At 39.4% G+C, this 23,381-nt stretch carries 23 protein-coding genes and 1 other annotated feature (1 of these 24 only partly in view); of the genes, 7 read left to right on the top strand and 16 right to left on the bottom strand.

Translation table 11 applies throughout. From position 1 onward, the window contains the following. The first annotated feature begins 130 nt into the window (after positions 1-130). A complete protein-coding gene (gene prpE / locus Q1B03_RS08360) occupies positions 131-868 on the top strand; it encodes a bis(5'-nucleosyl)-tetraphosphatase PrpE (protein ID WP_299740301.1) in 738 nt (245 codons plus the stop codon). 82 nt (positions 869-950) lie between these two features. On the opposite strand, the gene Q1B03_RS08355 is transcribed toward prpE, so the two are convergent. Genes Q1B03_RS08355 through Q1B03_RS08340 form a run of 4 tightly spaced genes read right to left on the bottom strand, consistent with a single transcriptional unit; the run spans position 951 to position 3,732 of the window. Next, positions 951-1,844, bottom strand: coding sequence for an RluA family pseudouridine synthase (locus tag Q1B03_RS08355; protein WP_299740299.1), 894 nt, complete (start codon positions 1,842-1,844; stop codon positions 951-953). A gap of 21 nt (positions 1,845-1,865) precedes the next feature. Then, positions 1,866-2,663 carry an NAD kinase gene (locus Q1B03_RS08350; protein ID WP_034763479.1) on the bottom strand — a complete coding sequence of 266 codons (798 nt, stop codon included), beginning with the start codon at positions 2,661-2,663 and terminating at the stop codon, positions 1,866-1,868. 21 nt (positions 2,664-2,684) lie between these two features. Then, positions 2,685-3,338: a GTP pyrophosphokinase family protein gene (locus Q1B03_RS08345; protein ID WP_299740294.1), complete on the bottom strand. Its 654-nt coding sequence runs from the start codon at positions 3,336-3,338 to the stop codon at positions 2,685-2,687. A gap of 19 nt (positions 3,339-3,357) precedes the next feature. Then, complete coding sequence (locus Q1B03_RS08340; RefSeq protein ID WP_299740291.1) at positions 3,358-3,732, bottom strand: hypothetical protein; 375 nt, start codon at positions 3,730-3,732, stop codon at positions 3,358-3,360. A gap of 653 nt (positions 3,733-4,385) precedes the next feature. Here Q1B03_RS08340 and Q1B03_RS08335 point away from each other — a divergent pair. From Q1B03_RS08335 to Q1B03_RS08315, 5 genes are all read left to right on the top strand, one after another. Beyond that, positions 4,386-4,967 (top strand): CYTH domain-containing protein, encoded by a 582-nt coding sequence (locus Q1B03_RS08335; RefSeq protein ID WP_299740289.1) that lies wholly within the window; start codon positions 4,386-4,388, stop codon positions 4,965-4,967. Between the two features lie 53 nt (positions 4,968-5,020). Continuing rightward, on the top strand, positions 5,021-5,662 hold the full coding sequence (locus Q1B03_RS08330) for a lytic transglycosylase domain-containing protein (RefSeq protein WP_299740287.1): 642 nt from the start codon (positions 5,021-5,023) through the stop codon (positions 5,660-5,662). Positions 5,663-5,935: 273 nt separating this feature from the next. Beyond that, the gene (locus Q1B03_RS08325) at positions 5,936-6,337 is read left to right on the top strand and encodes a globin (protein ID WP_299740286.1); all 402 of its coding nucleotides are present in this window, start codon (positions 5,936-5,938) and stop codon (positions 6,335-6,337) included. Further along, positions 6,330-7,196 (top strand): ClpXP adapter SpxH family protein, encoded by an 867-nt coding sequence (locus Q1B03_RS08320; protein WP_299740284.1) that lies wholly within the window; start codon positions 6,330-6,332, stop codon positions 7,194-7,196. The genes Q1B03_RS08325 and Q1B03_RS08320 overlap by 8 nt, the downstream gene beginning before the upstream one ends. A 284-nt stretch (positions 7,197-7,480) precedes the next feature. Continuing rightward, a complete protein-coding gene (locus Q1B03_RS08315) occupies positions 7,481-7,669 on the top strand; it encodes a hypothetical protein (RefSeq protein ID WP_299740282.1) in 189 nt (62 codons plus the stop codon). A gap of 113 nt (positions 7,670-7,782) precedes the next feature. Here Q1B03_RS08315 and pepF read toward each other — a convergent pair whose 3' ends face one another. The 12 genes from pepF to Q1B03_RS08255 form a co-directional block, all read right to left on the bottom strand. After that, positions 7,783-9,606 (bottom strand): oligoendopeptidase F, encoded by a 1,824-nt coding sequence (gene pepF, locus Q1B03_RS08310; RefSeq protein WP_299740280.1) that lies wholly within the window; start codon positions 9,604-9,606, stop codon positions 7,783-7,785. An 88-nt stretch (positions 9,607-9,694) separates the two neighbouring features. After that, the gene (locus Q1B03_RS08305) at positions 9,695-10,882 is read right to left on the bottom strand and encodes a competence protein CoiA (RefSeq protein ID WP_299740279.1); all 1,188 of its coding nucleotides are present in this window, start codon (positions 10,880-10,882) and stop codon (positions 9,695-9,697) included. Between the two features lie 89 nt (positions 10,883-10,971). After that, positions 10,972-12,477: a cardiolipin synthase gene (cls, locus tag Q1B03_RS08300; RefSeq protein ID WP_299740277.1), complete on the bottom strand. Its 1,506-nt coding sequence runs from the start codon at positions 12,475-12,477 to the stop codon at positions 10,972-10,974. A 78-nt stretch (positions 12,478-12,555) separates the two neighbouring features. After that, a complete protein-coding gene (gene mecA / locus Q1B03_RS08295) occupies positions 12,556-13,227 on the bottom strand; it encodes an adaptor protein MecA (RefSeq protein WP_299740275.1) in 672 nt (223 codons plus the stop codon). Positions 13,228-13,583: 356 nt separating this feature from the next. After that, the gene (spxA, locus tag Q1B03_RS08290; RefSeq protein ID WP_032089161.1) at positions 13,584-13,979 is read right to left on the bottom strand and encodes a transcriptional regulator SpxA; all 396 of its coding nucleotides are present in this window, start codon (positions 13,977-13,979) and stop codon (positions 13,584-13,586) included. 302 nt (positions 13,980-14,281) lie between these two features. Then, positions 14,282-14,854: a GNAT family N-acetyltransferase gene (locus tag Q1B03_RS08285; RefSeq protein ID WP_299740263.1), complete on the bottom strand. Its 573-nt coding sequence runs from the start codon at positions 14,852-14,854 to the stop codon at positions 14,282-14,284. Positions 14,855-15,145: 291 nt separating this feature from the next. Continuing rightward, positions 15,146-16,297: a putative glycoside hydrolase gene (locus Q1B03_RS08280; RefSeq protein ID WP_299741278.1), complete on the bottom strand. Its 1,152-nt coding sequence runs from the start codon at positions 16,295-16,297 to the stop codon at positions 15,146-15,148. A 271-nt stretch (positions 16,298-16,568) separates the two neighbouring features. Beyond that, positions 16,569-17,504, bottom strand: coding sequence for an ABC transporter ATP-binding protein (locus Q1B03_RS08275; RefSeq protein ID WP_299740261.1), 936 nt, complete (start codon positions 17,502-17,504; stop codon positions 16,569-16,571). After that, the gene (locus Q1B03_RS08270) at positions 17,504-18,583 is read right to left on the bottom strand and encodes an ABC transporter ATP-binding protein (protein ID WP_299741277.1); all 1,080 of its coding nucleotides are present in this window, start codon (positions 18,581-18,583) and stop codon (positions 17,504-17,506) included. Before Q1B03_RS08270 ends, Q1B03_RS08275 begins: the two co-directional genes overlap by 1 nt. A gap of 10 nt (positions 18,584-18,593) precedes the next feature. Continuing rightward, on the bottom strand, positions 18,594-19,619 hold the full coding sequence (opp3C, locus tag Q1B03_RS08265; RefSeq protein WP_299740259.1) for an oligopeptide ABC transporter permease: 1,026 nt from the start codon (positions 19,617-19,619) through the stop codon (positions 18,594-18,596). After that, entirely contained in the window at positions 19,619-20,548 is a 930-nt protein-coding gene (opp3b, locus tag Q1B03_RS08260; protein WP_299740257.1) for an oligopeptide ABC transporter permease, read from the bottom strand. Before opp3b ends, opp3C begins: the two co-directional genes overlap by 1 nt. A gap of 172 nt (positions 20,549-20,720) precedes the next feature. Further along, the gene (locus Q1B03_RS08255; RefSeq protein WP_299740255.1) at positions 20,721-22,376 is read right to left on the bottom strand and encodes a peptide ABC transporter substrate-binding protein; all 1,656 of its coding nucleotides are present in this window, start codon (positions 22,374-22,376) and stop codon (positions 20,721-20,723) included. A gap of 509 nt (positions 22,377-22,885) precedes the next feature. Here Q1B03_RS08255 and Q1B03_RS08250 point away from each other — a divergent pair. Next, positions 22,886-23,269: a DUF3899 domain-containing protein gene (locus tag Q1B03_RS08250; protein WP_299740253.1), complete on the top strand. Its 384-nt coding sequence runs from the start codon at positions 22,886-22,888 to the stop codon at positions 23,267-23,269. A 43-nt stretch (positions 23,270-23,312) separates the two neighbouring features. Beyond that, positions 23,313-23,381: a binding site (T-box leader), on the top strand; it runs 163 nt beyond the window's last position.

The following is a 23,381-nucleotide window of genomic DNA, read 5'->3' as shown; positions in this document are numbered from 1 at the left end:
GATTGGTTTAGAAACAAAATCGTTTGGTACAATATGAATAAACATCCGCTCGATATGAAAGACTGAAACATTAATATGGCATAAAATACGTGAAAAGAAAAGAAAAATGCCACAGGAAAGCGGGGATCCGATGAAATTAGATATAATTGGAGACATTCATGGGTGTTTTAATGAATTCAAAGAATTAACGATAAAGTTAGGCTACGATTGGTCAACCGGTCTCCCCGTGCATCCACAAGGAAGGTTGATTGGGTGTGTCGGGGATTTGACCGACCGTGGCCATCACTCACTTCAGACTATTTCAACGGTCTATGATCTATTTGAAAAAGGATCTATATACTATGTTCCTGGAAACCATTGTAATAAACTCTACCGATACTTCCTGGGTAACAATGTAAAGATCCTCCATGGACTCGAAACAACAGTAGGGGAACTAAGTGCCCTTCCACAAAGTGAAAGAGAACACTATAGAGATATGTTTATCTCCTTGTATGAACGATCCCCCTTGTATCAGGTGTTGGATGACGGCAAACTGATCATTGCTCATGCAGGTATCAAGGAAGAGCTGATTGGAATGCAGAATAACAGGGTGAAAACATTTGTCTTGTACGGTGACATCACAGGTGAGAAGAACGAAGACGGTACGCCGGTCAGAAAAGATTGGGCATTGGACTATAAAGGTGACGCCTGGATTGTATATGGCCACACCCCGGTAAAAGAAGCGCGGATCGTTAATAAGACTGCGAATATTGATACAGGGGCGGTCTTTGGCGGGAAGCTGACTGCCTTGAGATATCCTGAAATCGAAGTGGTTAGTGTTGAATCTTGTATGCCTTTTGTAGAGGAGAAATTTCGGAGGTTTGAATAAGTGAGCTGGTAGGTGTGTTTGTTCCCTCTCTACACACCAAAAAGAGATTCTCTTCAGTTTAACTGAAAAGAATCTCTTTTTTTCATTTTCTTTCAAGCAACATCCGCATATCCCGAGGCATCACTGTCTCCAAATGCACCCATACTTTTTTAACGGGATGAAAAAAAGACAGCTTTTTACAATGTAGTGCCTGCCTCCCTATCAATGCCACACTGCCTCCATACAAATCATCCCCTGCCAGCGGGTGTCCTATAAATGACATGTGCACCCTGATCTGGTGGGTTCTCCCCGTTTCCAATCTCAATTCAATATGAGCGAAATCCTGAAACTGCTTTTTCAATCTATAGTGAGTCAGGGCATATTGGCCATCCTGGCGCACTTCTCTTTCAATGATACTATCCGGTTTCCGGCCGATGGGCTCTTCGATCGTACCAGTGTCCGAGTCCAGCCGGCCTTCTGCAAATGCTTCATACGTTCTCTTTATTTCCCGCCCCTTCTGCTGAAGACTGAATAAATGATGAACGTGGCGGTGTTTTGCTATTAGAACCAGCCCGGATGTATCCTTATCCAATCGAGTAACGATATGAACCGTTGAACAAATACCGACCCTGTCATAATATCCGGCTATGGCATTGGCGAGACTTCCAGTCGGCTCTTTCTTAGTCGGTATGGATTTCATACCCCATGGCTTATTTACTACGAGAACATCATCATCCTCATAAATGATTGACAATGGGACCTCTTCCGGAACTAATGACTCACTCCCTTTTTCTTCAGGGAACCTCATCTCAAGAATATCCCCTTCTATAAGGTGATATCGGACACTTTCTTCCTTTCCATTAACGGTTATTGTTCCTCCATCAAACTTCACAGCAGTCAGAGTACGCTTTGAAATCTGCTGATCGATTAGAAACTCTCTCATCAGCTTCCCGTCATAAGAAGCAGGGATAATCCATTTCAATGTATAGAAATTCATCGTAAACTTCCCAGCCTTAAGTCATTCATCCGCAACAAAGGAATCATGCACCCTTTTCCAGAACGGAAACGGTCGGAAGCGGGCAAAGCGAATTTTCTCATCAGCGACACGATATTGAATGCTCTTTACATCTTTATGAAGAAGAGATAGATGGTCGATGGTAACCAGAAAATCAGGCCCATTCACCGGTTTAAGCATACATGTATGATGAGCAGGTAATATCAAAGGTGATCCGATCGTACGAAAAACACGATTATTGATGGATGCCATTTCAGCGAATTGAATAGCAGGAAGAGACGGATGAATAATTGCTCCACCTAATGCCTTGTTATACGCCGTACTGCCCGAAGGTGTGGATAAACACAGTCCATCTCCTCTAAAGCGTTCAAAGTGCTGCCCCCTGATTTCCACATCCATGACAAGGGTCCCTTCTACGCTTTTGACCGTCGATTCATTCAATGCTAAGTAACGGGTTTCTTTCCCCCCATGCTGGTAGCGGATAATCGTTTCTAATAATGGGTATTCGATAATTTGATAAGGTGTTTTCGCAATGGCGATCACAAGCTTCTCAATCTCTTCCGGCACCCAATCGGCATAGAAGCCGAGATGTCCTGTATGTACACCAACAAATGCGGTCTTATCTAACCGGGATCTGTAGCGGTGAAATGCATAAAGCAGCGTCCCATCTCCTCCAACCGATATGACGATATCCGGTTGGTCATCATCATAAGTCAAATTAAAATCCTGGAGATAGGTTCTCATTTTGTGCATCAATGTATTTGATTTCGAATCACCTTTTGATGTAATCGCGAACTTCATTCGTTTACCCCCTTCAAGTCACTACTGATTTGGTTTAGAGCTTTTACCCCGTTGGTCTTTTTCCTTTTTGTTTGTAAAAATGACTTGGGCTTCCTGAATTTCTTCACGAATCAAGCTCATTTCTTCATCCAGTCTGAATGCTGCTTCAGCAGCGCCTGCAAGACGAAGACGGACTTGTTCCGGGATTTGTCCACTGTACTTATAATTCAAAGAGTGCTCAATCGTCGCCCAAAAATTCATTGAAAGAGTTCGGATTTGAATTTCTACCAAAATGTTTTTTTCCCCGTGAATCGTTTGAACAGGATATTCAATGACAATATGATAGGATCGGTATCCACTTTGTTTCTTGTGGGTCACGTAATCTCTTTCTTCTATAATAGTAAAGTCATTTCGCCCTCGAAGCTTTTCCACAACGACATGAATATCCTCCACGAATTGACACATCATCCGCAGTCCGGCTATGTCTTGCATTTCTATTTCAATATTTGATAGCTTAATCCCTTTTTGATTTGCTTTATCAAGAATACTCGCAATTGGCTTGACTCTTCCAGTCACGAATTCAATGGGAGAATGAGTGTTATGAAGTTCATATTCTCCCCTCATCCCTTTAAGCTTAATCTTTAATTCGTCAACCGCTTGCTTGTAGGGAGCTAAAAATTGTTCCCAGTGATTCATTCTCCTCACCTCTACACGCCTACTTTTCAAGAAATGCGTTCTCTACCTTTGTAACCATTTCTTCACCGTAGTTCCCATTTCCTTCAATGTTGCTTACAAGATAGTCCAGCTCTTCGTTGAATCGATCCAATTCAAGTGAGTAATCACCGCTTTTCGCAATGACTGCAGCCTTATCTTGCAGTGCCTTTTTCAACTCAGCCCAGATTGACTCTTCCAGGTATAAGTAAACATATTCCTCTTCGTTTTCTGCTAAGTATACGAATGCATATCGATCAGAGTCTGCAATGATTTGGCCGGCTGCAGTCGTTCCTTGCAACAGGTCCGCTTGGTCCGTATGTAAGTATAATGTACCGTTTTCAAATGTTGTTTGTTTAAATTGAACAATTTTCCTCATGCTTTTCTTCATCCTTCCATAAAACAATCAGTATCATTTTAACATAAGAAAACCATTTCATCTAAATATTGAAGTTGTGTTTTATTAAAGGACTTTTCGTAAACTTTGTTCCTTTTGAAAAAGCGAGTAGTGGTTGATTTCCGCTCCAGGTGCTCGCTTTCCGCGGGGCGTGAGTTGAGCCTCCTCGGGCTATCCCCTGTGGGGTCTCAACTTCCCCGCTATTCCCGCAGGAGTCGAGCACCTTCCGCTTCAATCAATTTACTAAGTTTCCGTTTCTTACTATAGACAAATATAAAAATCATAAACGTTTAGAATACAACATTTTTCAAAGTGTATAGTCGGCTTTAGCTTGTATAATAGAAATACTATTTCTTTCAATTGTTTTTTTGCATAAGATCTGTCACTAAAAACTCTTATATATGGTGAGGGGAACTGTGTAGACTCCTGCGGAAGAACGGTCGTGCCGAGACCCCGTTCGGCTAATCTGAGGAGGCTCCGCCAAACGCTAGCTGCAAGCGAAGCAGTTACCCTCACCATCAAGCACACACTGATTGACAGAGCCAGAGCAGCCCCCATGATATAAAACAATCTTTGCGAAAAAAGCCTATAAAAGAGATAATAGAGGGACAGTATGCAAGGAAAGGATGCTTTTCATGGCACAGGAAATTGAAATTGAATTCAAGAATCTAGTAACTCAAAATGAATTTACGCGATTAACCTCACATTTTCATATAAAAGATGAGGATTTCATTTCTCAAGACAATCACTATTTTGATACGCCGTACTATCAATTAAAGGATAATCATTCTGCCTTAAGAATTCGGGAGAAGAACAGGACTTATACGTTAACCTTAAAAACACCTTTAAATGACGATCTCTTAGAAACGAACCAGAAGTTATCGAAAGAGGAGTCGGTATCTCTTTTACACCAAGGGGTATTTCCTGATGGAGAAGTCAAAGATGTTCTGGATTCCCTTCAAATCCCCATTCAATCCCTTCAGCATTTCGGTACGCTTTCGACCAGCCGTGCTGAAATCGACTATAAAGACGGACTTCTTGTCTTTGACAAAAGCTCTTACTTACAAAAAGAAGACTATGAGCTGGAGTATGAAGTAAAGGAGCGTAAATCAGGAGAATCTATATTTCTTGACTTACTGAAGGAACTAAACATTCCGCTTCGAAAAACCGATAATAAAATCAAGCGATTCTACATGGAAAAATTAAAACAGGACTGACATGAACCGATATAGTATATGAATAAATGTTTTCCAGAAGAGGAGTTATACTCATGAATGTTCAACTGTTGAAAACGATGATGGATTTACAAGCTCTAAACAGTTTGGGATCAGTATCTTCTGTTCAACAAAACACTCGCCGATCCAGTGAGTTATTTCATCAACTATTAAATCAAGCACTACACACTGAGCAGAACAACTTAAATATGAATCAAACATTAGGTTCCGTTAAAGAGGCGCTTGGAACCAAAACAACCTTCTCGGTTTCATCACCTCTTCGTGAACTTTCAGCTGTGAACAAACCGAACTGGAATGCTCCCCAAGAGATTGATGCAATGATATCTCGTGCAGCCGATCACTTTGGCCTGCCTAAAAAACTGATTCAAGCAGTAATAAAACAAGAATCCAACTTCAACCCTAATGCAGTCAGCCCTGCAGGTGCATCAGGTTTAATGCAGCTCATGCCGAGTACAGCACGAGGGCTCGGTGTGAAGAACATCTTTGACCCGGAAGAAAACGTTTTTGCCGGAACGAAATACTTGAAGCGAATGCTCGATAAATACAATGGGGACATCCCCCTGGCTCTTGCAGCTTACAATGCAGGTCCCGGAAATGTCGACAAATATAACGGCATCCCACCGTTTAAAGAAACCACTGCTTATGTAAAGAAAGTGACCGATCGATATTTCACCTAAATCCCAAAAGATGGCTGACCTTTATCTCCTGGTCAGCCTTTTCTTCTGTATTTTCGTATTCAGACGTAAGACAAAGACCTATAGTCTGATAGCCCTAGCTCCTCTTAAATTCACCTGAACCATTCCTGCAAATTTCTAATAAATCAGGATATACACCAGAAAGAAGGCTACACTAATTTAGGAATAATAAGTTGATGTAAGGCGATTTGTTTGAGATATAAATGAATGCTTGCTAGAATAAACATACAATCTAAGTAAAAAGGAGTCATTCTTATGGTCGAGAAACCACAAATGCCTTATAATCTTATCGGCGAAAAGAAACTCTCCATGCTCGTTGAAGCTTTTTATAATAAAGTAGCGAATCATCCCAAGTTGGCACCCATCTTTCCGGATGATTTAACCGAGACAGCTCGCAAACAAAAACAATTTCTAACTCAATATTTAGGTGGTCCTGCGATTTACACAGAGGAGCATGGTCACCCTATGCTGCGTGCAAGACATCTTCCGTTTCCCATCACAGAGGAACGGGCAAAGGCTTGGTTAAGCTGTATGCATGAGGCAATGGATGAGGTCAATCTAGAGGGTCCAGTAAGGGATGACTTTTTTCACAGGCTGGTATTAACCGCCCATCATATGGTAAATACAGAAACACCAAAGGGCTCTGCCATTGAATAGAACAAATAGCTGGCATCACCTTAAAGGATGTGGACGTAACAAGAAACCTCTAGAAATATATATGTTTGTTGACCCTCTTTGCCCGGAATGCTGGGCGCTTGAACCAATCCTAAAGAAATTACACATTGAATACGGACAATACTTTCGTATCCGCTATATCTTAAGCGGACAGCTCGCCTCCTTAAACCTTGCAACTAAACGAAAGCAGGAAGATTTAGCTCAGCAATGGGATAAAACAGCGAGTCGCTCCGGAATGTCGTGTGACGGAAGCTTATGGATTGATAATCCGATTGATTCTCCTTACCTGGCTTCATTCGCCATTAAAGCAGCAGAGCTTCAAGGAAAGCATTCGGGAATTCGCTTTTTAAGATTTTTACAAGAACGATTATTCCTGCAGAAACAAGACATCTCGAACATTGAGGTACTAAAGGAATGTGCACAGGCAGCAAAGCTTGATCTAAATGAATTTATGAACGATATTAACTCCTCTTCTGCATCCAAAGCGTTTCAATGCGATGTCAAGATCACGTCAGAGATGGAAGTGGAAGAAATTCCGACGCTAGTCTTCTTTAATGAGAATATTGAAGATGAAGGTTTAAAGATCACGGGATTGTATTCTTATGAGGTCTATGTTCATATTATTGAAGAGATGCTTGCGTCAAAACCTGAAAAGCAGCCCTTGCCTCCACTGGAAGTATTCATGAAATATTATCGTGTTGTCGCATCGAAGGAAATAGCCGTTGTCTATGATTTATCTATAGAAGAAGTAGAAAAGCAAATGAAGAAATGGACACTTCAGCAAAAAGTAAAAAGGCTCCCTGCAAAACATGGGACCTTCTGGAAATATATAAGCGATTAATTATTTCAGTATATTAAAATAAGCCTATAAACAAGAAAAGCCGATGTTGTTTCCAACATCGGTTTTTCAATACGAACAAAGGGGATGGGAGAAATTTTTCACGGTCAAACAAAGGGGTATATGTTTGCTTGTGATCAACTTCACACTGATAATATATCACGCATCCACTTGTATTGGCAAGTTGTTTGTATGGTATTTCACAATATTGTCAAAATCCATACATGTTCCCCTCTACTCTTTCATATACATAGATACAAGACAACTTATCACCGGAGGGAAATGATATGGCTTTAAAAATGAAATACGCAGTCCTCCTGCTGTTGATCCTGATCAGCTTCTTCATAAACATACTCGGACTCATGCGTCTGGTTCCAATCTATATAACATCCCCCATTCTCTTTCTCTCACTCCTACTCTTCTTCCACTCCCTTGGAAACCGCAACCGCTTCAGGGGATTCAAATCATTGAAATGAGGGACGGACCTTCAACTTGCAAATATTTTTTACTATAAAAAACCCCCAGAGGATAAGGAATTCCTTATCCTCTGGGGGTTTTCATTTGGAACTGTATACTTACACCAATCTAATTATTGAAGTTTCTCCAGCAGTTCTTCCATTTCATTCAACTTTTCTTCAAAGACCTTGCACGCGTCTTCAACCGGCTTGGAGGTTGTCATGTCCACCCCTGCTTTTTTCAGGACTTCAATCGGGTAGTCAGAGCTTCCAGCTTTGAGGAAGTCGATGTAGCGTTTCACCGCCGGCTCTCCTTCTTCAAGAATTTGCTGACTGAGAGCTGTCGCTGCAGAGAATCCAGTCGCATATTGATAAACATAGTAATTGTAGTAGAAGTGAGGTATTCGAGCCCATTCCAATCCGATCTCTTCATCGATCGAAATGTCTTCTCCGAAATATTTCTTATTCAATTCATAATATTCTTTCGTCAAGAATTCAGATGTAAGAGCTTCTCCTTCTTGGGCTTTCTTATGAATGAGGTGTTCAAACTCTGCAAACATGGTTTGACGGAAAACGGTTCCCCTGAATCCTTCTAAATAATGATTTAGGAGGTACAGTCGCTTTTTCTCATCATCAATTGTGTTTAATAGATAATCATTCAATAGTGCTTCATTACACGTAGAGGCCACTTCAGCAACAAAGATGGAGTAATGACCATAGGTGTAAGGCTGGGCTTTCCGCGTATAATAGCTGTGCACACTATGACCGAACTCATGAGCAAGTGTAAATAGATTATTCACATTATCCTGCCAGTTCATAAGGATATACGGATTTGTTCCGTATGCTCCTGAAGAATATGCCCCGCTTCTCTTTCCTTTGTTCTCGACTACGTCCACCCAACGATTGTCAAAGCCTTCTTTCAGGACATTGGCATATTCATCACCCAAAGGCTTTAAGCCGTCAAGAATCATATCCTGTGCTTCATCATAGCTGATGTCCATCTTGACTTCTTTCACAAGAGGCGTATATAAGTCATACATGTGAACTTCATCCAAACCTAATACTTTTTTACGAAGCTTCACATACCGCTGCAGCAAATGAAGGTTTTTATTGACAGTATCAACAAGATTATCATACACCTGTTCAGGAATATTGTTATTTGATAATGCTGCATGTCTTGCTGAATCATAATGTCTTACGTTTGCCACAAAGTTATCTTTCTTCACTGCTCCACTTAATGTAGAGGCAAAGGTATTTTCGAATTTCCCGTATGTTTCATATACTTTCTTGAACGCTTCTTCCCGGACACGCCGATCACTGCTTTCCAGGAAACGGATGAAACGGCCATGTGTGATGTCAACTTCTTCTCCGTTTTCATCTTTAATGCTTGGAAACTCCAGGTCTGCATTGTTCAACATACCAAACGTATTGCTCGCAGCACTGAACACCTCAGAAGCCTGAGCAAGCAGTGCTTCTTCCTCTGCTGATAGAACATGTGGGCGCTGTAGATTAATTTCCTCTAAAGCATGCTTGTATTTCCTCAGATCTTCTTTTTCGTCAAGAAACCCTTGCAGCTTACTTTCCTCAATCGATAGCACTTCGGGTACTAAGTAGGCAAATTTACTTCCTAATTGTGTATAAAGACTTTTGGCGCGGTCATCGAGACCCTGATAGTAAGAATTCGTTGTATCCTGATCATAGCGCATATGAGAATATGTATAAACCTTACCCATACGTTCCATAATTTCATCCTGAAAGGCAAATGCTTTATATAGCTGATCTGCACTATCCCTTAATGTTCCTTTAAACTCGTCTGCTTTGTCGGTCAATTCTTTTATCTCTTTATATTCTTTTTCCCACGCTTCATCACTTTCAAATATATCTTCCAATCTCCACGTTAACTTCTCCTCTACCTCTTTTCTACCAGGCAGACTTTTCGTAGCTGTATCTTTTGACATATACATCCTCCATTCTGAAATCTACAGAAAATTCCTTATAGTTACATTCTCTCTTATCTAAGATTTTCCTGCAACAAAACAATCTTTGTTAGACCTTTTTTAATATATGCTTCCATTTAGGAAAAAAATCATGCTGATGCCGTTCGAAACCTGGGAAATTGTCTGGACACATCCATGGCGCCGATAGCTGAAGATCACCATTCTCCAACGTTCTAACAACCTTCATGTCTTCTAGCAGGGTCAAATAGCTTTTCACTATTTCCTCGAGCAGCCCCCCCACCCCTACTAAAGGAAGCGAACGAAACTCTAAATATCCTCTATCTATTCTCTTCTTTATCACCTCAACCACTCTTTCCTCTGAAAAAAAGAGTTCCTTCTTCATACAATCCTTCCATATATAATATTGCCATTCGACCGAATGATTCTTGAATTGTAGTCCATGAGGTAAGACCGGTATACCAACGAACAAAGGCAAATATAAAAAAGTATCCCCTTCTCGATAAACTTCCCGTAAAAATAAATCATCTTTTGCGTTACCATAATGAAGTTTATTATAGATCCACTTCATTCGGAATTGATTCCAATTTTTTAAAAGGTGTGGGCGATTGACTGTAGGATGTGGAATGGATAATGGAAGAGTGAATTCCTCAATGGGTATCCTGACTGGAGCGGCACTAATAAACGCTGATGCTGAAACAGGAATGAGATGAGTAAATAATTGGAATCTTCTTTCTTCAGGAGAAAAATGGAGGAGAAAGTAGTGTAATTGGGGCGAGTATCGGATAAATGCTTGCTGAAATGAAGGTAAATGCAAGTTTCCTTTTTTCTTAACTGGCTGGGTGAGAATCCATAGGGGAGTGATCTCTTCTCTTTGATAACCCTGTGTTCTGGAGAAGATATCGGAAATGGGAATAGAGGAACATTGGATTTCAACGGCTATTTTTTTCGATTCTGTTTTTACATATACATCAGCGATTTGCTGAAGATTTTTAATATAATGCTCAACCTTTACTTCTTTAAAATGCAATTTTAACCTGTCATATAAAAGTTGCTTACTGAGTAGATGTCGGGGAGACTCATGCTGCTTTCCTATCTTACAATGAGACTGTGGGTGATGAGCAAAATGTGGAACTTTCTGTTTTCCAATCCGCAGGTTCAACGGGGATAAGCAGTGGGGACAGCGGAATGGAAGACTCTTTTTTCGCAGACTTATCAATTCCTCTCTTGAATAATGAATGGTTGACAACACCTTCTCTTGAAATACAGCTGTTAACATAGAACACCTCCTCCTACAATCATTCGCCAAAAAAAGTGAAATTCCTGCAAAAAAACCTTCAAGTTAATAAATCACTTGAAGGCTTCTTCTTATAAAAGAGGTGACATTAAGCGGGAAGTGGATTCTAATAAGCGATAGCCAAGATGTCTTTTTTGAAACTCTTCCAACTGTAGTTCTTCTGCATCCTCTAGATCATGTAAATATTCTTTCACAAGTGAATTCGTGCTTTCTGTTTTATAAAGAAATGCATTGACTTCAAAATTCAAATGAAAACTTCTCATATCCATATTTGAAGTACCAATCGAAGCCATTTCTTCATCTACAATCACAATTTTGCTGTGCATAAAGCCCTTTTGATATTCGAAAATTCGGGCTCCTGCTTCAAGAAGATCGGGAAAATAAGACCTTGAAGCGTGAAACACAATTCGTTTATCAGGTTTATGCGGCACCAAAAGTCTTACATCCACACCACTTAAGGCTGCAATTTTCAGAGCTGAGAAAATATCTTCATCCGGTATGAAATAAGGTGATGCTACCCATACACTTTTTCTTGCAGAAGTGATCATTGAGAAGAAAATATTTTTCAGAACGCTCAATTCATTATCCGGTCCTCCTGCAATCATTTGAACTCCACCATCGTTCGTATTTTCCATTGGATCCGGGCTTAAATACCCTGGAGTTAAGAAATCATCATTCGTCATATAATACCAATCTTGAAGAAAGATAAGCTGCAGCGTCCTTACGGCTTCACCCCTTACAAATAGATGGGTATCCCTCCAAAAGCCAAACTGAGGATTCTTGCCTAAATACTCATCGCCAATATTAAGGCCCCCAACAAATCCAATACTTCCATCAATAACGATAATCTTACGGTGATTTCTAAAGTTGAACTTATTATTAAGTACAGGGATTTTTACGGGGCCAAACGGAACCACTTCTATCCCTGCATCTTTTAATTCAGCAATATAGTCCTTTGATAATTGCCAAGCCCCGACCGCATCATAAAGGAAGCGAATTTTCACACCATTATTCGCCCGTTCAATAAGAATATCCTTAATCTGATTTCCTATATCATCATGCCGGACAATATAATACTCCATATGAATATGATGCTTCGCAGTCTTTAACCACTTAAGGATTTCCCCGAATGTCTCAGTACCATTGGTTAAAAGTTTGGTTTCACTAGAAAAAGAAATGGCACTGTTCCCTATTCGCTGAGCAAGCTGAAAGTGCTTTTCCTGAAACATGCCAAACATATCAGCGTTCATTTCCTTAGGACCAGGCTCATATTTATTATAAGTTTCCTTGTCCAATATGTACTTCTTCTGATACATTTTCTCTTTCCTGTAGTTACGGCCAAACAATAGATAAAAGATAAAACCAAGTATGGGAAAAGCACCTAATACGACTAACCATGTTAATGTTTGAGTAGGATGACGATTCTCAAAGAAGATAAGGAATCCGATAACAATTACGGAGAATGTAAAGACCAAACTAATATACTTCACCATACCTGATAGGTATTGATCAAAATAAAGTATATAGCTTAACACCAGAACAGCAATAAATAGGAGGACTCTCACAGTATTTTTCATACCTCTAACACCTTCCACTGGCTTAATGATACAAATAAATAAAAAAATACCGATTTCTAAATGAAACCGGTATTGTCCTTACGAAAAGTGTCCACTTAATGTCTCAAACACATGTTCATTAATGACTACTTTTCCATACTCTTCAAGGCGATGAACGGTCATTCGTGACTCATCCGCATATTCAAGCAGTATACTTAACATATTGTCGATATTTTCTTCCGAGAAGTGCTCTTCTGAAAATTTGACGTAAATAAAATATTTATTTTCGAATGCAAGCAGCTTTGTTTCCAGATGATCTAATGGCATATCCTTCATCCGATGGGACAGAGAAATCGCATCTTCAAAATCATTAAATTTCAACGTGAAATCCAGTGCTACTTCTGCTTCTCCATCTTGATCTTGTTTGATTTGGAAATGCTGATCCAAAAGTTCTTCAATGCGTTCATCTACAGGAAGTTCCTTGAGTTTATCCTCTGGAATAGGTAACTCAAATCGCTGACCATCCTTTGAAACCTGAGCTCTTGTAACGAGTACTTCAAGCCCTTTATCTAACGCTTGAACTTGAATCCATAGCGGTCCTTCTATACCGAAATCTTCTTCTTGATGAACCTCATCCATCATTTCCCAGAAGAGTTCTTCACTTCTTTCGCGATTATACCAGATTTCCTCACGATCAAAGCCGCGATCTTCTATATCCCCATAGGAAATATAGAACTTGACGGTATTTTCATTAATGCGTTCGATTTCCATTTAACACCTCTCCCTTCTTGCATGATGTTAGTGAAGGGACTACACCCTCTGAGCTTTAAGCCCGATTGCTGGTGAAGATAGAAGATACATTTAGGTTAGTTTGTACCTTGTACTTCTATTTTATGATATAAACACTGAAAATGGAATAAAAATAACACCCATTTTTTTCTTCACAAATCACACTATTTAACGCGTTTTTGACATTTTAGCGAATATTTGCAGAAAATTCAAGTGTTAATACTTAATCTAATATAAAAGGGGTTGACCCCAAAGGATACGCAACGTTCCTTAAAGGGTCAGCCCCTTTTACTTATATATTCTCATACATAAAGAATGCGTGAGAAAGAAAGGATCCTTTAGTTTACCATTCTTTGAGCTTCTAGAAGTTGGAACGTACGAACCTTCCTTGGAAGGAATCGTCTGATTTCATCTTCATTATATCCTACCTGAAGACGTTTTTCATCCAATATGATTGGTCGTCTTAAAAGCCCAGGGTTTTTCTGGATAAGCTCGAACAGTTCTTGAAGTGGTAAAGTTTCTAAATCTACATTAAGCTTTTGGAATGTCTTAGAACGGGTTGAGATAATTTCGTCTGTTCCATCCTCAGTCATACGAAGGATCTCCTTGATTTCATCAATGCTTAATGGCTCAGAAAATACGTTTCGCTCTGTATATGGAATTTCATGCTCTTCTAACCAAGCTTTTGCCTTACGACAAGATGTACAACTAGGTGAAGTGAATAATGTAACCACGAATCATTCACACTCCCTTAAGGATTTTTTATTATATAGAGTATTTTATTTAAACAAAAGCTGTTAATTAAAATTAGTTTAAATAAGAAATCTCTATTATGTATTATACATGAATTACTGTCCCTTGAACATAGTTTTAACTAATTTGTCAAATTTCCTATACATAGGTTTAACATACGTCATATGATCTCTTTCTAATAACGCTTTACCCGGTTCAAAAAGAGAATAAACATGATATAGAACATTTCCATATTTTCATTTAGAAAACCTTATTGCGAATGAACAATAAGGTTCTTTTACATTTAGAGGTTTTTCAGTACATCCCCATCACGATCTTCATCTTGCTTCAAGACTTCTTCAACCGGCTGGTATGACGCTCCATAAAACTTCTTGTCATTATAAGTATGGATTAATTCATATGTTTTCTTCATAGAGTTGAAGATCAGGTCTTCTGACTCTTGATTCGGAACCCAATAAAGGATTTCCATTTCATTGATTTCGTTTGTAGCGAGAGAACGACGTGCATATCCTATACTAACAGCATGCTCGAAGCCTTCACGCTTGTAAAACTTCAAGCGCTTCTCCGTATCGCTGTCATCATAGTCCACGGGCTCTACCTCTAAAATGATGGCTTTGTTCTTTTCTTTTAACTTCTCAAGTAATTTATGACCTAAGCCTTGTCCCCGGGCATCCTTTGAGACAAAAAGATAATCAATAAAGATAAAGTCATCAAGTTCCGCATACATAAGTACGTGGTGTGGCCCCTCATCTTTATGATAGATGTCACTTCTTTCTTTGAGTAATGACTCAAGATGTTCTTTTGATTTCATTTCCTCTACCGGGAAATACTGATTTAACTTTTCATACCAATGCATGGATCTACTCCTTTAAAAGAATTTTGGATGACATTGACTAACGGGATACAATTATTTTTCTCAGAAAAAAAATGTTTATGTTAGATGTTAGTCTTATCCGTGGGATAAAAGTACGGAATCACAGGCTTGAACGCCTATGAAGAGGGTAATGTGGTTGAAAGCGGTTAATCTTACCAATATATTAATCATAACAATAGATGAGCATTTTTTCAAATCGAAAAGCTTAAATCATACATAGTACCAATGAAAACAGAAAAGCCTGCCCTGTAAATGACAGGGCAGGCTTGCGGCTTATGGTGTGTAGTCAACACCTTCTGTATACGTATTCCCCGCATCCCATAAAAGGAACTCTTTGATTCCTTGATCATTTAATGCTTTAATTTGCGCCTCAACCTCTGCCTTCCCGTAGGCTTTATAGTTTCCACTGCCTAACCAGGAAGCGGTAAAGTCCTGCAGCCACGGTCTTGATATAGGCGGGTTTTCCAATTCCGCTAATTTAGATTTTTCAAGCTTCGCATACTCAGAAACCAATTCATAAGGTTGTAAATCAGGTTTTGCGATTCCGAAATATGGCGTCCAATGACTCGGATAAATCATCGAAGAAATCACATCAACATTCTCAGATATTTTCGAAAAATTCTGCCCGATACCCGGTGCCTCTGGAAGAGTTGCTGTATACCCGAAGATATCGACAGAAACCTTTACGCCATAAGGCTTCAGCTTTTCACGGGCATACTCTACAAAATCCGTAACAGCATTCACACGTTTTTGTACGTTATCGGTATCATTACTTGCATACTCGCCTCCGTCGTACTTCAGCTCACCATCACGCTTCTCGAAACCTTCAGGGAAACGAACATAATCAAATTGGATTTCCTGGAATCCCATCTTCGCGGCTTCAATCGCTATCCCTACATTATAGTCCCATACTTCTTTCAGAAATGGGTTCACAAAGGATTCTCCCCTGCCGTTTTTCCATACCTGACTTCCATCTTTAAAGGATAATTCCGGTTTTTCGTTCGCCAAAATCGTATCTTTAAATACAACGACCCTGGCAATCGGGTAAATCTGTTTTTCTTCAAGTACCTTTAAGATTGCTTTGGGATCTTTGATATAGGGTTGCCCTACTTTAGCGTATGGTGAAGATTCTTCAGGTTCGTATGTAACATAACCGTGATCATCTTTAATATCAATAACCATGGCATTCAGATCCGTATCATCCATTAGTTTCGTTAAACTTTCAAATCTCGCTCCACCAGCAGAGTGACCTGTAACATAAACCCCTCTCACCGCATCAGGATATTCAAATGTAAAGCCGGAATCATATGCAAACCTTGGGGCGGGACTTGCTATCTCTTTCTTACTTAAAGAAAGACTTCTCTTCTCGTGGGCTGCCGCCCCGTCTCCTTCAGCACTCGCTGTTTGGAACGGCAATGCGCACATTGTGATTAAACATAAGGATGTCGCTACCTTACTCCATTTCAAAATAAACCTCTCCTCTATTAAATAAGCTATCTAGTAAAATATGTAACACCTTATACTATTCTAACAAGGAAATAACTTGAAAGAAAAGGGGTATTACTCCTAATCTGTCGAAATTTCCAAGGAAATTAAATATCTTCATTATATTGTATTATTTTCATGTACAAATAGAATACATCAAACATTCAATAAAAAAAGCTCCCCTCATTAAAGGGAGCTTTTAAAAAGAATTTTAGTTTTTGTACTGAGCTTTATATTGCGCAAATTCTTTGTCTGAGCAATATACGAAGTGTCCAGGTGCCACTTCACGCATTTCAAGATTATCTTCCTCTGTATAGTTGTGAACAGAAGGATTATACTCTTTTCTTCTGCGTGTGCGCTCATACTCAGGATCCGGTAATGGAATCGCTGATAATAGTGACTGAGTATAAGGGTGAAGAGGGTTTTTGTAAAGCGCATCACTTGGAGCCAATTCGACTAATTTACCATAGTACATCACTCCGATACGGTCGCTGATGTATTTTACCATGGATAGATCATGGGCGATAAATAAGTACGTTAAGCCCTTCTCTTTTTGTAATTCCTGCATCAGGTTAACAACCTGTGCCTGGATCGAGACGTCAAGAGCGGAAATCGGCTCATCGGCAATAATGAAGTCTGGATCCACCGCAAGGGCACGGGCGATCCCGATACGCTGTCTTTGACCACCTGAGAATTCATGGGGGTAGCGACCAGCGTGCTCTTTATTTAAACCAACTGTTTCAAGTAAATCATGAACCTTTTTCAAACGTTCTTCTTTAGAAGAAGCCAATCCATGAATGTCGATACCTTCTGCAATGATATCAGCTACCTTCATACGAGGATTCAAGCTTGCATAGGGATCCTGGAAGATCATTTGCATTTTACGGTTGAATTTCTTTAATTGTGAACGTGACTTTTTACCGTGAACGTCCTCACCATTAAATAGAACTTGACCGTCTGTGGCATTATACAAACGAATAATCGTACGACCAGTCGTAGATTTACCACATCCGGATTCCCCTACCAGACCAAGGGTCTCACCTTTATATATATCAAAGCTGATATCATCAACAGCTTTAACCATATTCGGCTTACCAGGGTTAAAGTACTGCTTTAAATTCTTAATTTCTAATAACTTTTCTGCCATTATGAACGAACCCCCTCAACAAGTACCGGCTCTTTGTAATTAGAAGGCATTTGTCTTTGTCTTAATTTAACGATTTCAGGTGGCTCAACTTTTGGAGCACTAGGGTGCAATAACCACGACTTCACATAGTGAGTATCAGAAACCTGATAATATGGCGGCTCTTGTTCAAAATCCACTTTTAAAGCATATTCACTGCGGAGGGCAAAAGCATCTCCTTTAGGTGGATTTAAAAGATCCGGCGGTGTACCGGGGATAGCAACTAATTCTTGTTCACCTTCAGTTTCTGTTGTAGGCATCGAACCGATCAATCCCCACGTGTAAGGGTGACGTGGATCGTAGAAGATTTCATCCACAGTACCTGTTTCTACGATTTGACCACCATACATAACCGCCACACGGTCAGCCACATTTGCTACAACACCAAGATCATGTGTGATGAAAATGATTGATGTATCAATTTTATTTTGCAGATCTTTCATCAGCTCAAGAATTTGTGCCTGAATCGTTACGTCCAATGCTGTTGTAGGCTCATCTGCAATCAGGATCTTTGGATTACATGCCAAAGCAATCGCGATGACGACACGCTGACGCTGACCACCGGAAAACTGGTGGGGATATTGCTTGAAACGTGTTTCCGGACTAGGAAGACCTACTAATTTAAGTAACTCGATGGCGCGTTTTTTCGCATCATTTTTACTCATATTTTGGTGTTTCACAAGCGGTTCCATGATTTGCTTACCAATCGTCATCGTTGGGTTCAGAGACGTCATTGGATCTTGGAAAATCATAGAAATGTCTTTACCGCGAATTTTCTGCATATCCTTTTCAGGTAACTTTGCTAAATCTTTACCCTCAAATAACATTTCCCCCCCTTTAATAAAGCCTGGAGGATTTGGAATTAATCTCATTAGAGCTTTCGTAGTAACTGATTTCCCTGAACCAGATTCACCAACGATCGCTAGTGTTTCACCTTTATCTAAATGAAAATCTACACCACGGACAGCCTGAACTTCTCCTCCATGCGTATTGAAGGAGACGTGTAGATTATTGACTTCTAAAATTTTTGACATATTCATAATCTCCCTTCCATTACTTACGCATTTTCGGATCTAGTGCATCACGCAATCCATCGGCCATTAAGTTAAAACTTAAGATGACTAATGAGATGACGGCTGATGGAACCAGCATCATATGCGGAAATGACTGGATTGATTTGTACCCATCATTAACCAATGATCCCAGTGATGCTCTTGGTGGAGCAATCCCCAATCCGATAAAGCTTAAGAATGCTTCTGTGTAAATCGCAGCAGGCACTGTGAACATCGTGGTAATGATAACAGGTCCCATTACGTTTGGAAGTAGGTGTTTAAAGATCAAACGGTTGCTCGTAGCACCAAGTGTACGTGAAGCTAGAACAAATTCCTGATTCTTCAACTGTAATACTTGACCACGAACGATCCGGGCCATACCGGTCCAACCGGTTATAACCATGGCCATGGTTATGGAGAATATACCAGGCTCGAATATCAAGATAAAGAGGATAACCACAATTAAGTTTGGAATCCCGACAAGAATTTCAATAATACGCTGCATGACATCGTCGACTTTCCCACCGTAATAGGCAGAAATCCCACCATATGAAATACCAATGATAAAATCGATGATCGCTGCAAGAATACCAATATAAAGTGAAATACGGGTACCGTTCCAAGTACGTGTCCATAGGTCACGTCCTAAATCATCTGTACCAAACCAATAGTTTTCTTTAACTTGTCTTGCTTCATATACATCAAAACCATCTGCATCTTTTCCGTCAAATGGTAACCAACTAATTCCTGAAAGCGCTTCAATTTTTGGTGGCAGCTTTGCATGCCGAATATTTTGATCGCTAAATTTATACTCGTTCATCATTGGTCCAAAAGCGGCAAAGAAGAAAATAATTGCCGTGATAATGATTCCAGCAATTGCTCCTTTGTTCTTCCGTAAACGAATCCATGAGTCCTGCCAGAAATTTAAGCTCGGACGCGAAATTTTCTCTGACTCGTCTTCCCTAGCCTTTTGAGGTTGGAAGAGGTCTGGACTAAGTTGATCTAGTTTCTTTTTGTTTGCTTCCATTATTTCTTCCCTCCAGCTAAGCGAATACGCGGGTCAATGATACCGTAAAGAATATCTACTAAGAATATTACACCGATGAATAATGCACTAAAGAAGAGGGTAATCCCCATAATAACGGTGTAATCATTTGTATTGATCGATAGAACGAATTGTTCCCCTAAACCAGGGACTGCGAAAATTCGTTCAACTACAAGGGATCCTGTCATAACCCCAACTGTCATTGGTCCAAGAATCGTTACAATAGGGATTAAAGCATTTCTAACAGCATGCTTTACAACAGTTGCCGTTTTAGAAATTCCTTTTGCTTTTGCTAGTAAAATATAATCGGAGTTTAATATTTCCAGCATTTCAGTACGCATAAAACGAGCAATGGTCGCTACTACGAATACTGTAAGTGCTAAGGTTGGAAGAATCGTATGTTTATATTCTCCCCATAGTGCCACGGGCAGCCATTCAAGTTTAACCCCGACGTAGTATTGCAGGAGTCCGGCAAATACGAATGAAGGAATCGATATTCCAATTACGGCTAGGAACGTCGAACCATAATCGAGCCATGTGTTATGTTTGATTGCTGCAATAATTCCAATAAGTAGCCCTAAGAAAGTACCTAATACCATAGCTTGGAATCCAAGAAGTGCGGAAGGACCAATACGATCTCCAACAATTTGTGTAACAGGACGATTATCGTATTGGAAGGACAACCCCAAATCTCCTTTCGCTAACCCGACCATATAGTTCACATATTGTTCTGGCAGCGGATCATTAAGACCGTATTTATCCATTATGATTTGTTGTTGTTCCGGAGTCAGCCTTTCTGCGTTTTGTAGTGGAGATCCAGGTAGGAGCTTCATCAGAAAGAAAGTGGCGGTTGCAATGATAAGCAAAGTGATGATCATATAAACGATACGTTGAATTGTATATCTGACCATTCTTTAGCCCCCCTTTTTTGTCTATTTTTTTCTACATTTTTAATTATATCGATTATCGACAAATTTTCAATGTATTTTTACTTTTTTGATAATTTTCGACATTCACTGGAAAAGGAGAGCATATGCTCATGCATACGCTCTCCCTTTTAAGGTTTTTCAATCGAGCCGATTATTACTCAATGTACGCCCATTTGTATGATGCATCTGCACCAAATGAGTGACGTAATAGACCTTTAACATATGGACGCTCTAGGAAAGCAGTTCCACGTTGGTACATCGGGCTGATCGCTTGATCTTCGAAAAGAATCTTTTCTGCGTCAACCATTGCTTGCCAACGAGCTTCAGGATCATCAAGAAGTTCACCTTTAGCTTGTTCAATTAACTTGTCATACTCTGGGTTAGAGTAAGCCATTTGGTTGTGTGCACCATCAGTTACGAACATGTCAACAAATGTCATCGGATCTGGATAGTCAGGACCCCATCCGGCGAATGAAACATCATAATCACCTTTAGATTCTAACTCAAGCTTTTGCTTGAATGGTTGTGCTTTGATTGAAACAGTTAAACCTTCTAAGTTTTGCTCTAATTGTTCTTTTAAGAATTCACCGATTTTCTTAGAGCTGTCAGAGTCATAGTTTAGTAGTTCTAATTCAATAGAATCTTTACCTAACTCTTCTTTCGCTTTAGCCCAATGTTCTGCAGCTTTTTCTGGATCGAAACCACCGAAATCACCTACAGCTTCACGGTACTCAGCACCGTCTGGGCCAGAAACGAAATCTTTTGGTACTAAGAAATATGCAGGAATTGAACCATTGTTAAGAAGAACGTCAACCATACCTTGCTTGTCATAAGCTGCATCAAATGCTTTACGAGCATTTACATTAGCCATAACTTCATTCTTTTGGTTTAAACGAAGGAAGAATACCGCAGTATCAGCCTTTGTTTTGAAGTTTTCATCTGATTTGTATTTATCTACGAATTCAGCTGAAAGACCAGCTACATCCGCTTTGTTTGTTTCATAAAGGTTTACACCAGTAGCAGTATCTTTAACGATGTTGAAGTTAACTTCTTTAAGCTTAACAGTTTCTGCATCCCAGTAACCGTCGTTCTTAGTTAATTTGAAGCTTTGCTCATGCTTCCACTCAGATAGTGTGAATGGACCATTGTAAACTGCAGTGTCAGCTTCAAGACCGAATTTATCGCCTTTTTCTTCAACAAACTTTTGGTTTTGAGGATAGAATGTTGCGAAAGAAAGTAAAGCTTTGAAATATGGAACAGCTGTTTCAAGCTGAACTTCTAGAGTTTTCTCATCAACCGCTTTAACACCTAATTCTTCAACTGGAACTTCACCAGCGTTAACTTTTGCAGCGTTTTTGATATCGTACATGATGTACGCATACTCTGCACCAGTATCAGGGTTTAAAGCTTTTTGCCAAGCGTAAACGAAGTCGTTAGCAGTAACTGCATCTCCGTTAGACCATTTAGCATCACGAAGTTTGAACGTGTAAGTTTTACCATCTTCACTGATTTGAGGTTCTTCAGCAGCCATACCAAGTACAGCCTCATCATTTTCACCTAAACGGTAAAGACCTTCAAATACGTTGTTCATTACTTTAAATGAAACAGCGTCAGTTGCTAGAGTAGAGTCCATTGATGGGATCTCAGAACTCTCTAGTAAGTTAAGTACCTGTTCTTTCTTTTCAGCAGACTCGCCGCCTTCACCAGATGCTCCTTCGTTGCCCTCAGTTTTCTTGTCGCCGCCACATGCAGCTAAGAAAGTACTTAGAGCCAGAAGAAGAACTAGCAAGAATGAAAACTTTTTCTTCATCTTGAAATTGACCTCCTCGTAAATCTCATATTTATTTATCTTCTAATTTTCAGAAGATTTGTTACTTATTATACATGATAGAGAAATTATTGCAATATGAATTTAACAGTTTTTTTGCAAAATTATCAGATTAATAGGCATATTGTTGTTAAAACCTTGATGTATAAGGGTTTTAACTGTTCATTTTAGAGAGTTTGTCCCATTACAATTGTTACAAACGTAAATTTTAATTACGGCAATTTCAATTGTATTGTGGAGGATCATTCCCCAACGCCCCCTCTACTTCTATTATAATTATAAGATTTACAGACTAAATATAAAAAATAGAATTTATACTCTATTCTCTTCAAGGATTTATGTGGAGTTAGGAGTTTCAAATGTATACGCACTATAAGGATTTCTGTCTCTTTTACCACACATTGCATGCTGAACTGAATATATATGAACGATGATTGAATTCTTCTTTACCCTTCATGTATACTTTTATAAAAAACAAATTAAGGAGTACTATGAAACGAATAAATTTTTTCTACATACCTACACTGCTGTTTTTCATCATCGTCTTTGCGACTGCTATTCTACAGGGGAAAAACCTCCTTCTTTCTATAATAGACAGTTTGTTCATTATCGGAATTACGTATGTTGCCATAGGAGCCCTCCTTTATATTTTTCAAAAAGGTTTTTTCAACGGAATCTTGTATGCTCTTAAGAGATTCAGAAACAGTACGAAACAAGGAAAATACATCTCCCAGTTTGATACACTGGATGAAACGAAGGATGCTCATGAAGAATACGGAATGCAGCGCTCTTATTCCATTACGCGATCATTTCTTATAGTCGGTACTATTTCGCTCGTACTTTCGATCACTTTGTCCTATCTCGTGTACACTTGAATTACGAACATTTATTTTATATAATAAATGTATATGAATGAGAGTATAAGCGTTGATGAAGAGTAGTACCTTTCATTATTGAATTATAGAGAGCTTGTGGTTGGTGAAAACA

Source organism: uncultured Rossellomorea sp. (assembly GCF_947488365.1).
GTDB lineage: Bacteria > Bacillota > Bacilli > Bacillales > Bacillaceae_B > Rossellomorea.
Note: the sequence above shows the minus strand (reverse complement) of the source record. Positions and strands in the feature narration are given on the sequence as shown.